Raw genomic sequence first — 13,032 nt, 5'->3', positions numbered from 1 at the left:
CTCCTTAGGCCAGGCGCTCGACCGCGATGGCCGTGGCTTCGCCGCCACCGATGCACACCGAGGCCACGCCGCGCTTGAGGTCGTACTGCTTGAGCGCCGACAGCAGGGTCACGATCACCCGCGCGCCGGAAGCGCCGATGGGGTGGCCGAGGGCGCAGGCGCCGCCGTGGACGTTGAGCTTGTCATGGGGGATGTCCAGGTCGCGCATGGCGGCCATGGCAACCACGGCGAAGGCTTCGTTGACCTCGAACAGGTCGACGTCGCCCAGCGCCCAGCCGGTGCGCTGCATCAGGCGCTCGACTGCGCCCACCGGGGCGGTCGGGAACAGGTTCGGCGCGTCGGCGTAGGACGAATGCCCACGGATTGCCGCCAGCGGCGTCAGGCCACGCTTCTCAGCTTCGGATAGGCGCATCAGCACCAGCGCGGCGGCGCCGTCGGAGATGGAACTGGCATTGGCCGCCGTCACCGTGCCGCCGTCGCGGAACGCCGGTTTCAGGGTAGGGATCTTGTCCAGCTTCGCCTTGGGCGGCTGCTCGTCTTCGCTGATGGCGCGTAGTTCCTTGCCGGACTTGACCGTCACCGCGACGATCTCGTCCTTGAAGCGGCCTTCGCTCATGGCCTTCTGTGCGCGGGTCAGCGAGGTTATGGCGTAGTCGTCCTGCTGCTCGCGGGTGAAGCCGTATTTCTCGGCGCAATCCTCGGCGAAAGTGCCCATCAGGCGGCCCTTGTCGTAGGCGTCTTCGAGGCCGTCGAGGAACATGTGGTCGAGCACCCGGCCATGGCCCATGCGGTAGCCGCTGCGGGCGCGCTCCAGCAGGTAGGGCGCGTTGGACATACTCTCCATGCCGCCGGCCAGGGCGACGCGGGCGCTGCCGGCGAGGATGGCGTCGTGGGCCATCATCGCGGCCTTCATGCCCGAGCCGCACATCTTGTTCACCGTGGAGCACGGCGTGCCGCGCGCAAGGCCTGCGCCCAGCACTGCCTGGCGCGCCGGCGCCTGGCCCTGCCCGGCGGCAAGCACGCAGCCGAACACGGCTTCGTCCACTTCTTCGGCGCCCAGGCGGGCGCGTTCGACAGCAGCACGGATCGCCGCCGCGCCAAGGGTGGCTGCGGTCACGTCCTTGAAGTCGCCGAGGAAGCCGCCCATGGGAGTACGGGTGGCGCTGACGATGACGATGGGATCGTTCATGACTCTGACCTCCTGCTTACTTCGCGGCCATGCGGATGGCGCCGTCGAGGCGGATGACCTCGCCGTTGAGCATGGTGTTCTCAATGATGTGGCGGGCCAGCGCAGCGTACTCGTCCGGGCGGCCGAGGCGCGGCGGGAACGGCACGCTGGCGCCGAGGGAATCGCGTACTTCCTGGGGCATCGCGGCCATCATCGGCGTCTCGAAGATGCCAGGGGCGATGGTCATCACGCGGATGCCCGAGCACGCCAGTTCACGGGCGATCGGCAGGGTCATGCCGACCACCGCGCTTTTGGAAGCGGAGTACGCGGCCTGGCCGATCTGCCCGTCGAAGGCGGCGACCGAGGCGGTGTTGATGATGATGCCGCGCTCGCCACCGGCGTCCGGCTCGTTCTGCGTCATGGCTTCGGCAGCCAGGCGCAGCATGTTGAAGGTGCCGATCAGGTTGATGTTGATCGTGCGGGTGAAGCTTTCCAGCCCGTGCAGGCCGTTGCGGCCGATGACCTTTTCCGCCGGGGCCACGCCAGCGCAGTTGGCCAGGCCGTGCAGTGCGCCGAAGCTGTCCAGCGCGAGTTGCACGGCGGCTTTGCCGTCCGCCTCGCTGCACACATCGGTGCGGATAAAGCGCGCACTCGCCTCGCCCAGCTCGGCAGCCTGGGCCGCACCGGCTTCGGCGTTGATGTCGGCCAGCACCACCTTGGCGCCAGCGCTCACCAGCAGCTTCGCAGTGGCCGCGCCGAGGCCGGAACCGCCGCCGGTGATGAGGAATACCTTGTCCTGGATCTGCATGAAGTCTCTCCGCTGTACTTAGTGAGCCGCCGCTTTCTCGGCCGCTTCGCGTTGTTTGGCGATCTCCTGGTTGCGCAGGAGGAAGCGCTGGATCTTGCCGCTGGGGGTCTTGGGCAGTTCATCGACGAACTCCACTTCCCGCGGGTAGCTGTGCGCCGACAGTCGCTTGCGCACGTACTGTTGTAGTTCCTCGGCCAGCTCCGCGCCCGGCCGGTAGGACGAACAGAGCACCACGAAGGCCTTGACCAGTTCGGTGCGCTCCGGGTCCGGCTTGCCGATCACCGCCGCCTCGATCACCGCCGGGTGTTCGATCAGCGCGCTCTCCACATCAAATGGGCCGACGCGGTAGCCGGAGGTGGTGATCAGGTCGTCGGCGCGGCCGACGAAGCTGATGCTGCCGTCGGCATTCAGCTCCACGGTGTCGCCACTGAGGTAGTAGTCGCCGACGAAGGATTTGGTCTGCATGCCCTGGTAGCCGGCGAACCACATCAGCGGCGACTGGCGGCGATCCATGGCGAGCACGCCGGGCTGGCCGGCGGGCAGCTCGTTGCCCTGCTCATCCAGCACCACCACGCGGTGGCCGGGAATGGAAAAACCGGCAGCGCCCATATGCACCGGGTGCTGCAGCTCGTGGTGGTTGGCCAGCACCATGCCCAGCTCGGTCTGGCCGTAGTGGTCGTGGATGGTCACGCCCAGCTCGCTGGCGAACCAGCGGATGACTTCCGGGGTCAGCGGCTCGCCGGCGCTGCTCACCGCGCGCAGGCGGCCCTTGAGCGGTTTGGACACCGCCTCGCCAGCAGCAATCAGCAGGCGGTAGGCAGTGGGCGAGCCGGCCAGGTTGGTGATGCCGTACTTGCGCACGATGCGGCAGGTGCTCTCCACCGTGAACGCACCTTCGTAGAAGGTGATCGGGTGCCCCATGGCCAGCGGCCCGGTAACGCCGTAATAGAGGCCGTAGGCCCAGCCCGGATCGGCGAGGTTCCAGAACGAATCTTCCTCACGCAGCCCGACCGCATCGCGCATGTAGCCGACGAAGGCTACGATGGCCTTCAGCGGGACGGCCAGCGGCTTGGCCAGCCCGGTGGTGCCGGAGGTGAACATCAGCAGGAAGGTGTCTTCGCCGCTGCGCAGCACCGGTTCGAAGTCCGGCGAGTGGCGTTCCAGTTCGGCCCAGAAGCTGTAATCGCCATGGCGGATGCCCTGCCCCTTCGGCCCGCCGACTGTCACCAGCGTGGGCGCGTCGGGCACCTCGTCGAGCTTGCCGCGGTTGGCACCGTCGGTGACCACCACCTTGCTGCCGGCCAGCTTGACCCGATGTTCGATGGCCTTGGGCCCGAAGGCGGTGAACAGCGGCTGGTAGACCGCGCCCAGGCGCCAGGTGCCGAGTACGGCGATCAGCAGCTCCGGGGTACGCGGCAGCATGCCGGAGACGACATCGCCGGGACGCACGCCGAGGCCGTGCAGGAAGCTGGCGAAGCGGCCGGAAAGCTCCTTGAGCTGGGTGAAGGTGTAGGAGGCGCTATCGCCGTCCTTGCCCTCCCAGAACAGCGCGACGCGGCCTGGAATGGCGTGGCGGTCGCAGCATTCGACGCAGGCATTGAGGGCATCGAGGTTGCCGGCCAGGACGGCGTCGGCGGTGGCGCGGTAGTCGAATTCGGCCGTGGCGGCAGTATGGGAACGCATCGCGGAACTCCTGGGTTTGTTCTTGTCTGGAGTTCCCTGATGTTCCCGCTGCGCTGGCGCGCGGGCAATGTCGAAAGCCGCCAATCTGGATGAGCGGATTGGACAGCCCGGTGAGTACGTTTGTAGGGCAGATAACCTGTTCCAGGTTATTCGCCCTACGGTGTAACCGGACTGCCTTCCGTAGATGGCATGCCCGGAACTCAGACGCGGAACTGATCCATCAACCCCTGCTGATGATTCGCCAGCTTGTTCAGCGACTGGCTGACCTGCGCCGATTCCTGCGCCTGGCTGGACAGCGATTCGGTGACGTCGCGGATGCCGGCGACGTTACGGTTGATCTCCTCGGCCACCGCGCTCTGTTCCTCGGCGGCGCTGGCGATCTGCAGGTTCATGTCGGTGATCACGCCCACCGCGTCACCGATGCGCTTCAGCGCGGCCACGGCCTGCTCGACCTGACTCACGCTGTCCTGCGCCTGGCGATGGCTGTTGCTCATCGCGCCGACCACGTCGCGGGTGCCGTTCTGCAGGCCTTCGATGACCTGGCGGATTTCCTCCACCGAATCCTGGGTGCGCTTGGCGAGGTTGCGCACCTCGTCGGCGACTACCGCGAAGCCGCGACCGGCCTCACCAGCGCGGGCCGCTTCGATGGCGGCGTTGAGCGCCAGCAGGTTGGTCTGCTCGGCGATGCCGCGGATCACTTCCAGCACCGAGCCGATCTGCTCGCTGCTCTGTGCCAACCCTTCCACCTGGCTCATGGCGCTGCTCATGTCGCTGGCCAGTTCGTCGATCAGGCGGGTGGTGTTGTCGATCACGCTCAGGCCATCGCGGGTCGCGCCGTCGGCGCCGCGTGCGGCATCGGCAGCCATGGCGGCGCTGTTGGCGACGTCGTGGGCGGTGGCGCTCATCTCCTGAGAAGCGGTGGCGACCTGGTCGACCTCGCGGAACTGCTGCTGCATGCCGGCACTGGTCTGGCTGGCAATTTCCGAGGACTGGTCGGCAGTGGCGCGGGCGTCCTGCACCGAGGACTTCACGTCGCGGATGATCGGCTGCAGCTTGTCGAGGAAACGGTTGAACCAGCCGGCCAATTCGCCCAGTTCGTCCTTGCCGCTGTAGTCCAGACGCTTGGTCAGGTCGCCTTCGCCGCTGGCGATGTTGCGCAGCATGGCGGCGACGCCCAGGATCGGGCGGGTCACGCCGCGGGCGGTGAGCCAGACCAGCAGCAGCCCGACGACGGCAGCGGCGAGGCCGAACAGGGTCTGCCACAGTGCGCCGCTGGAGTTGCGATCATCCAGTTGTTTTTGCAGCTCCAGCGCGGGAGCCAGCAGCACGTCCTGCGGGACGTCGAGCACCACGGCCCAGGGCTTGGTGGCATCCGGGATCGGCAGCAGCGGTTGCAGTACGCGCAGCTGGCCGTCCTGCTCCAGCACCTGCGGACGACCGCCGGCCTGCAGGGACAACAGCTCGGCGGCCTGGCCGGGAATGGCCTTGGCCAGCGGCTGGCCGAGCAGCGCTTCGTCGCTGCTGTAGCCGGCGAGCAGGCCGGCCGGGCTGACGATGCTGACGCTGCCGGCGCCATCGTAGAGCTGACGGTCGCCGTCGACGGCGAGCTGCTGCAGGCGGCTGAGACTGATATCGATGCCGATCACGGCGATGACCTTGCCCTGGTCGATCAGCGGCAAGGTCACGGTGGTCATCAACACCTTGGTGCCCGAGGCACTGTCGAAATAGGGGTTGAGCACGCAGGCCTTGCGGGTCTGCAGCGGGCACAATTGCCAGGTGTTGAATGGGCTGCCGTCGAGCATGACGGAGGTGTCGGCGATCATGTCCTCGGTCACCGCCAGGCCGGTCATCTCGCCGGAGGTCTTCTGCGCCCAGTAGGCGCCGAAGCGGCCCTTTTCGTTGCTGCCGGCGTCTGGCTGGTCATGGAAGCCGGCGTCCTGGCCGTCCAGCGCATCGGGCTCGAAGACCACGTAGAGGCTGAGCAGGTTCGGGTTGCTCTTCAGGCTGTCGCGTACCAGTTGGTTGAGGTCCTTGCGCACGCCACCGGCATCCGCACCGTGCTTGATCGATTGCTCGCGCAGTTGGGCGACCTGGCGGGAGAACTGGTTGCCGAAGTGGTAAACGTCGGTGAAGAAGCGCTGGATGATCTCCGCCTGCTGCTCGCTGCGCGCTTGCATCCGCGACTTGGCCGCGTCCTTGAGCATGTCCGCGTTGGCCGCCTTGATCAGCTGCGCGTCGTGGTTCATCCGGAACAGCGAGAGGCCGACCAGCAGGCAGACGATGCAGAGCAGGCAGAGGCCGGTCAGCAGCGTGATCTTCCACTGGATCGAGAGGCGGGACAGGGGCATGGTTGGCGTCCTTGAGCAACAAGCAATTCTTTGAGGTTTTATCGGCTTGTAAGGCGGCTACTTGAGCCGGGCCCTTAAATTTCAGGGCTCCTGGCGGATCAGCGCGCGGTATTGCCCGGGCGTCGATCCGGTCCATTTGCGGAAGGCCTTGTAGAACGCGCTGGTGTCGGCGAATCCCAGCTCCTCGGCCAGGTCGGCGAAGTTGCCGTCGCCGCTGTCCAGCCGCGCGATGGCGAGATCGCGGCGCAGCTGGTCCTTGAGTGCCTGGTAGGACTGCCCCTCGGCGGCGAGCTTGCGGCGCAACGTCGAGGGCGCCATGTAGAAGTGCCCGGCGAGGGCGTCGAGGTCCGGCCAGCGTTCGAACTTGAGGCTGCGCAGGTAGGCCTTGGTGCGTGCGGCAAGGCTCTGCGGGTCGCGATAGCGCACCAGAATGTTCGCCGGCGCGCCATTCAGGAAGCGGCGCAGCTCTCGCTCGTCACGGCGAACCGGCAGATCAAGCGCCTCGGCGTTGAACAGCAGGCGCGAATGGCGGCGGGAGAAATTGAGGTTCTCGGTGAACATCACCCGGTAGTCGGCGATGAAGTCCGGCTGCGGGCAGCGCAGCTCGATGGCCAGCACCGGAATTCGCCGTCCCACCAGCCAGCAGGCCAGGCCGTGCAGCATCAGCCACAGGGTGAAATAGCAGAAGGCGCGCGGCGCCGGGCCCTCGGGTTCGTCGAGGACGATAGCGGCCAAACCTTCCTGGCGCGTCAGGCGCGGGGTGAAGTCGTCGAACACCAGGCCCATGAAGCGCAACGCAGCGTTCATTGCCGCCTCCAGGGTCGGTTCGCGCACCGCTGCGGCCGCCATGAAGTTGAAGCTGCCGGACTTCATGCGCCGGGCGTTCATGCCGAAGAATTCGTCGTCCATCTCCCTGGCCAAGCGCAACCAGAGCCGTGCATAGACCTGGCAGGACACCCGCGCGTAGGGCTTGCCGAACAGCTCCGGGGCGATGCCGGCGGCGGCCAATAGCGGGCCGTCGTCGCGGCCGGCGCGACGAAACTCGGCCAGCGCTTCGCTGACCAGGCGGATGGAGATGGTGCCCTTCTCTACGCCCATGGCGCCCCGGCTTTATGCAAACGCGCCAGGGCGAGGGCAGGCCTGAAACAGTCAACCACGCTTGCTGCGCACCTCTTCGATGCTGATCTCGCGCATGCGGAACTTCTGGATCTTGCCGGTCACCGTCATCGGGAACTCGTCGCAGAAGCGGAAGTGGCGAGGCACCTTGAAGTGGGCGATGGCGTTCTTGCAGAAGGCGCGCAGCTCGTCTTCGACGACGCTGTGTCCGGGGTGGAACTTGACCCAGGCCACCAGTTCCTCACCGTACTTCTCGTCGGGTATGCCGATCACCTGGGCGTCGGCCACTGCGTGGTGGGTATAGAGGAACTCCTCGATCTCACGCGGATAGATGTTCTCTCCACCTCGAATGATCATGTCCTTGCTGCGCCCAACGATGCGCACGTTGCCGGCTTCGTCCATCTCGGCGAGGTCGCCGGTGAGCATCCAGCGTGCCGGGCTGATGGCCTCTGAAGTCGCCTGCGGGTTGTTCCAGTAGCCGAGCATCACGCTGTAGCCGCGTGTGCACAGCTCGCCGATGGTTCCGCGCGGGACGATGCGGCCGTCGGCGTCGATGATCTTGCTTTCCAGGTGCGGCTGGGTGCGGCCGACGGTGGTGACGCGGGTTTCCAGGTCATCTTCCGGGCCAGTCTGCAGCGAGACCGGGCTGGTCTCGGTCATGCCGTAGGCAATCTGCACCTCGGCCATGTGCATCTCGTCGATGACCCGGCGCATCACTTCGATCGGGCAGGTGGCGCCGGCCATGATGCCGGTGCGCAGGCTGGAGAGATCGAAGTCGCGGCGGGTCGGGTGGTCCAGTTCGGCGATGAACATGGTGGGCACGCCGTACAGCGCGGTCGCCTTCTCTTCCGCCACTGCTGCCAGGGTCGCCTCGGGCTCGAAGCTGGGCGCGGGGTAGATCATGGTGGAGCCGTGGGTCAGGCAGCCGAGGTTGCCCATCACCATGCCGAAGCAGTGGTACAGCGGCACCGGGATCACCAGGCGGTCGTGCTCGGTGAGGCCGAGGCTGTCGCCGACCATCAGGCCGTTGTTGAGGATGTTGTAGTGGCTGAGCGTGGCGCCCTTGGGAAAGCCGGTAGTGCCGGAGGTGTACTGGATATTGATCGGCTCGTCGAACTGCAGCAGCGCCTGGCGCGCGGTGAGTTCGGCGGCGGCAATACCCCGGCCCAGCGGCTCCAGCTGGCTCCAGCGCAGGAACCCGGCGGGCGCGGTATCGGAAAGGCTGATCACCCCGCGCAGCTCCGGCAGGCGGTCGCTGGAGAGCTCGCCCGGCCGCCCCTGCCCCAGTTCGGGCAGCAGGTCGGCGAGCATGCCGTGGTAGTCGGAGGACTTGAAGGCGTCGGCGCACACCAGCCAGCGGCAGCCGGACTGCTTGAGCGCGTATTCAAGTTCGTTCACCCGGTAGGCCGGGTTGATGTTGACCAGCACGGCGCCGACCTTGGCGCTGGCGAACTGGGTGACGCACCACTGCGCGCAGTTGGGCGCCCAGATGCCCAGGCGGTCGCCGGGACGCAGGCCGAGGGCGAGGAAAGCGCGGGCGACGCCATCGACCACCTCGGCCAGTTCCGCCCAGGTGTAGCGTAGGTTCTGGTGACGCACGACCAGCGCCTCGCGCGGGGCGAAACGTTCGACGGTGGCGTCGAAGGCAGCGCCGACGGTCATGGCCAGCAGGGGTTTGTCCTGGGGGCCGCGGGTGTAACTCAGGTGGTTCATGGCTTTCCCTTGTTGTGCTTGTTCTGGGATCAACACTGAACGATCGGTTCGGGCAGCGACGCAGAGCGTCGGGAACCGCGCTTGCTTACCGGCAGCCGCGCGGCTGACTGGTCGGTCGCGGCTGCGGAACATGTTTACGTTAACGTAAAGGTAAACGCAACCCCGACCATCGGCAAAGCAGCAGGCCGGGCGCCTCCGCTCATTTCAGGATAGCCACTCACAAAGCATGCCACTCTGCCCGAACGCCATATGTGGCGGGGCTTTGAGAAGGTTTTCAGTCGCTCTGCGGGAAGCACTTCCGGTTGCATTTCGCAACAGCTCGGACAAGCGGCCGCGCCGCGACTGCCAGCACGGTTCATGGCCTCTGCGCAGCGGGCGGCGCGACGTCTCAATCTGTCGCAATCTGAGACGCCTCACGCCGCGTGCGCTATGGCGGACCTTGCATTAGAATTCGCCGAAAATGCCTACATGGATGTAGACACATTCCCACCTCATGCTTGCGAATCACATCCATGCCTAGCCGTCGTTCGATACTGAGCCTGCTGTTTGCCTGCGCCGCTGTTGTCTGTTCATCGAACACCTTCGCCGCCTCCCCCGCCAAGGCGGCCTCTTCCAAGGACCTGGTGCTCGCTTCCGGCAGCGCCCTGGTGATCGACCTGGAGAGCGGCAAGACCCTCTATTCCAGCAATCCCAACCTGGTGGTGCCCATCGCCTCGGTGACCAAGCTGATGACCGCCATGGTCACGCTGGACGCCCGGCTTCCGATGAACGAGCTGATCCCCGTGGATATTTCCGAGACCGCCGAGATGAAGGGCGTGTTCTCGCGCGTCCACCTGGGCAGCATGATCAGCCGCCAGAACATGCTGCTGCTGGCGCTGATGTCCTCGGAAAACCGCGCCGCCGCCAGCCTCGCCCACAACTATCCGGGCGGCTCAAAGGCCTTCGTCGCGGCGATGAACGCAAAGGCGAAGTCCCTGGGCATGACCAGCACCCACTACGTCGAGCCCACCGGCCTGTCGATCCATAACGTCTCCGACGCCAACGACCTGATCCGCCTGGCCAAGGCCGCCTACACCTACCCGCAGATCCGCGCGATGAGCACCACCGCCACCAGCGACGCCCGCTTCAGCAAGCCCAGCTACTCGCTGAGCTTCTTCAACACCAACCCGCTGGTGCGCAGCGGCAAGTGGGACATCCGCCTGACCAAGACCGGCTTCACCAACGATGCCGGCCACTGCCTGGTGATGGTCACCATGATGAACGGCCGCCCAGTCGCCCTGGCGCTGCTCGATGCCTTCGGCAAGCGCACCCACGTGGCCGACGCCGCGCGCATCCGCCGCTGGGTGGAAACCGGCGTCGCCTCGCCGGTGCCCGCCGTTGCCCTGCAATACAAGGCCCAGCGCAGCCAGGCGCGCGCGGCCAGCATCACGGCCACCGCCGAGTAAACTCCTCCCGCGCTGGCGGAGCCCGCTCCGCCAGCCACCCTCTCCTGCTCCCGTCTTCTCGCCCTGTCGCTTCAGCCCTGCTGGATGGCGCTTCCGTCACTTATATGCTGGTCGTCATTCAATGATAGTATGATAATCGTAATATTCGATTGCCGGAGCCTTGCGATGACCGACCTGACCCTCACCCGTGAACAGAAGATCGCTGCCTGGGAAGCCGCCGCGGCGGACATGCGCCAGCGTCTGGCCGAGCCCGGCGTGGTTTCGCTGGAGGAATTACGCGGCAAGACGCCCCAGGAATTCTTCGACGGCATCGGCGCTGGCGAACTGCCCGCCCCGCCGATCAATGCGCTGATCGGCTTCGTCCCACTGGAATGGGGCCAGGGCCGGTTCATCTTCCAGGGCACCCCGGACATGCGTCACTACAACCCGCTGGGCACCGTGCACGGTGGCTATGCCGCCACGCTGCTGGACTCGGCCATGGGCTGCTCGGTGCACACGATGCTCGAACCGGGGCTGGGCTACACCACCACCGACCTGCGCATCAGCTACATCCGCGCGCTGACCCGCGACACAGGGCCGATCCGCGCCGAAGGCACCTTGGTGCATATCGGCCGCTCCACCGCCCTGGCCGAAGGCCGCCTCTACGACGTGGACGGCCGGCTCTACGCCACCGGTTCCACCACTTGCCTGATCCTCGGGCGCTGATCTCTCAGGAGAACGACCATGACTTCCGTCGTCATCGCGGGTTATGCCCGCTCCCCGTTCCACTTCGCGAAAAAAGGCGCACTGATCGACGTGCGCCCGGACGACCTCGCCGCGCAGACGGTCAAGGGCTTGGTTGCGCGCAGCGGCCTCGACGCCCGGCTGATCGAGGACCTCATCATGGGTTGCGCCTACCCCGAGGCCGAACAGGGCATGAACCTGGCGCGCATCACCGGCTTCCTCGCCGGACTGCCGGAGACGGTGGCCGGCGCCACGGTGAACCGCTTCTGCGGCTCATCGATGACCTCCATTCACTTCGCCGCCGGGCAGATCCAGCTCGGCGCCGGGGACGCCTTCATTTGCGCGGGCGTGGAGTCCATGACCCGCGTGCCCATGGGCGGCTTCAACCTCTCGCCAAACCCACGCCTGCTGGCGGAGTTTCCCCAGGCCTACATGCCCATGGGGCAGACCGCCGAGATAGTTGCCGAGCGCTTCGGCATCTCCCGCGCGGACCAGGAAGCCATGGCCGTGGACTCCCACGCCAAGGCCGCCCATGCCCGCGAGCAGGGCCTGCTGGCGGCGGAGATCGTGCCCATCGATACGCCCAGTGGCGTGGTCAGCGAGGATGGTTGCATCCGCCCCGGCACCAACCTGGAAGCGTTGGCGCAGCTCAAACCGGCCTTCGGCGGCAGCGTCACCGCCGGCACCGCCTCGCCGCTGACCGATGGCGCTGCGGCGGTGCTGGTGTGCAGCGAGGACTTCGCCCGCGCCAACGGGCTGGACATCCTGGCGCGGGTGAAAAGCGTCGCGGTTGTCGGCTGCCCGCCGGAAATCATGGGCATGGGCCCGCTATATGCGACCCGCAAACTGCTTGATCGCTCGGGGCTGCGAATGGCGGATATCGATCTGGTGGAAATCAACGAGGCCTTCTCCAGCCAGGCCCTGGCCTGCCTGCGCGGGCTGAAACTGGATATCGACCGGGTCAACCTGCACGGCGGTGCCCTGGCGATCGGCCACCCGCTGGGCGCCACCGGCGCTCGCATCACCGGCAAGGCGGCAGCGCTGCTGAAGGAAACCGGCGGGCGCTACGCCATCGCCACACAGTGCATCGGCGGTGGGCAGGGCGTGGCGACCTTGCTCGAAGCCGTTCGCTGAGGACGACACCTGTAACCCGCAGCCCGTAGGGCGCATAACGCGCCAGCGTTATCCGCCGCGAACCAGCCGGCGGATAACCTGTTCCAGGTTATTCGCCCTACGGTGGTACAGGACGACTCCGGCGCGTAGCCAACTTGTAGGAGCGAGGGGGACGCCGTCGTTATTGCTCGCGAACCCAAAGCCCGCAACGGAGTCTGTTCGCGAGCAAGCTCGCTCCTACAGCCCACTGCACCTTCGTGCCTGCCCTGAGTCACCTCCCCGCGCCCACCCTGCGTTAGAATGACATCCAGCATTCCATGATCCGCAGGAGACCGGTCATGCGTTACTCCGAAGACCACAAGGCCCAAACCCGCGAACGCATCATCAACGAAGCGGCGCAGCGCTTCCGCAGCGAAGGCGTGGACGCCACTGGCCTGCAGACGCTGATGAAGTCGCTGGGCCTGACCCACGGCGGCTTCTACGCGCACTTCAAGTCCAAGGACGAACTGGTGGAGATCGCCCTGCAGCAGGCCGCCGAACAACTGCGCCCCATCGTCGACCAGCAGTTCGCGAAGGCCGACCCGCTACCCGGCTTCATCGACCAGTACCTCTCCCCCGGCCACCGCAATACGCCCGGCAAGGGCTGCCCACTGCCGACCATATCCGCCGAGCTGGGCGCGCGCGGCCATGCCAGCGCGACCACTGACACCATCGTCCAGGCACGTATCGACGCCATCGAGAAAGCGCTGCCCAGCGAGCATGCCGAGGACGAGAGCGTTGCTATGCTCGCCACCCTGATCGGTGCGCTGGTGCTGGCTCGCAGCGTGGCTGATCCCGAGATGTCCGACCGTATCCTGGAGAGCACGCGGCGGCATCTGAAGCGGGAGATTGGGGCGGCGGAGTGAATCTCCCACA

10 protein-coding genes and 1 pseudogene are annotated in these 13,032 nt (G+C 66.5%); 4 read left to right on the top strand and 7 right to left on the bottom strand.

Annotation, left to right across the window (positions count from 1 at the left end):
- Positions 1 to 4: 4 nt before the first annotated feature.
- The 7 genes and pseudogenes from IB274_RS21105 to IB274_RS21080 form a co-directional block, all read right to left on the bottom strand.
- The gene (locus tag IB274_RS21105; RefSeq protein ID WP_192434465.1) at positions 5 to 1,189 is read right to left on the bottom strand and encodes an acetyl-CoA C-acyltransferase; all 1,185 of its coding nucleotides are present in this window, start codon (positions 1,187 to 1,189) and stop codon (positions 5 to 7) included.
- A gap of 16 nt (positions 1,190 to 1,205) precedes the next feature.
- Entirely contained in the window at positions 1,206 to 1,976 is a 771-nt protein-coding gene (locus IB274_RS21100) for a 3-hydroxyacyl-CoA dehydrogenase (protein WP_192434463.1), read from the bottom strand.
- Positions 1,977 to 1,994: 18 nt separating this feature from the next.
- Positions 1,995 to 3,659 (bottom strand): acyl-CoA synthetase, encoded by a 1,665-nt coding sequence (locus IB274_RS21095; RefSeq protein ID WP_192434461.1) that lies wholly within the window; start codon positions 3,657 to 3,659, stop codon positions 1,995 to 1,997.
- A gap of 200 nt (positions 3,660 to 3,859) precedes the next feature.
- Positions 3,860 to 4,615: a methyl-accepting chemotaxis protein gene (locus tag IB274_RS30195; RefSeq protein WP_401090586.1), complete on the bottom strand. Its 756-nt coding sequence runs from the start codon at positions 4,613 to 4,615 to the stop codon at positions 3,860 to 3,862.
- Between the two features lie 102 nt (positions 4,616 to 4,717).
- Positions 4,718 to 5,836 (bottom strand): annotated as a pseudogene (locus tag IB274_RS30190) (HAMP domain-containing protein); the annotation flags it as partial.
- A 252-nt stretch (positions 5,837 to 6,088) separates the two neighbouring features.
- Complete coding sequence (locus IB274_RS21085; protein WP_192434457.1) at positions 6,089 to 7,105, bottom strand: AraC family transcriptional regulator; 1,017 nt, start codon at positions 7,103 to 7,105, stop codon at positions 6,089 to 6,091.
- A gap of 51 nt (positions 7,106 to 7,156) precedes the next feature.
- A complete protein-coding gene (locus tag IB274_RS21080; protein ID WP_192434455.1) occupies positions 7,157 to 8,836 on the bottom strand; it encodes an AMP-binding protein in 1,680 nt (559 codons plus the stop codon).
- A gap of 512 nt (positions 8,837 to 9,348) precedes the next feature.
- Between IB274_RS21080 and pbpG the strand changes: the two genes are divergently transcribed.
- The 4 genes from pbpG (at position 9,349) to IB274_RS21060 (ending at position 13,022) form a co-directional block, all read left to right on the top strand.
- Positions 9,349 to 10,281, top strand: coding sequence for a D-alanyl-D-alanine endopeptidase (pbpG, locus tag IB274_RS21075; protein WP_192434453.1), 933 nt, complete (start codon positions 9,349 to 9,351; stop codon positions 10,279 to 10,281).
- A 165-nt stretch (positions 10,282 to 10,446) separates the two neighbouring features.
- The gene (locus IB274_RS21070) at positions 10,447 to 10,986 is read left to right on the top strand and encodes a PaaI family thioesterase (RefSeq protein ID WP_401090391.1); all 540 of its coding nucleotides are present in this window, start codon (positions 10,447 to 10,449) and stop codon (positions 10,984 to 10,986) included.
- Between the two features lie 18 nt (positions 10,987 to 11,004).
- On the top strand, positions 11,005 to 12,138 hold the full coding sequence (locus IB274_RS21065; protein ID WP_192434451.1) for a thiolase family protein: 1,134 nt from the start codon (positions 11,005 to 11,007) through the stop codon (positions 12,136 to 12,138).
- Positions 12,139 to 12,455: 317 nt separating this feature from the next.
- The gene (locus IB274_RS21060; RefSeq protein ID WP_192434449.1) at positions 12,456 to 13,022 is read left to right on the top strand and encodes a TetR/AcrR family transcriptional regulator; all 567 of its coding nucleotides are present in this window, start codon (positions 12,456 to 12,458) and stop codon (positions 13,020 to 13,022) included.
- The last annotated feature ends 10 nt before the right edge of the window (positions 13,023 to 13,032 follow it).

The organism is Pseudomonas sp. PDM18 (assembly GCF_014852585.1).
In the GTDB taxonomy this organism is placed as follows: Bacteria; Pseudomonadota; Gammaproteobacteria; order Pseudomonadales; family Pseudomonadaceae; genus Pseudomonas.
The sequence above is the reverse complement of the archived record's forward strand: the minus strand, read 5'-3'. Positions and strand labels throughout refer to the sequence as shown.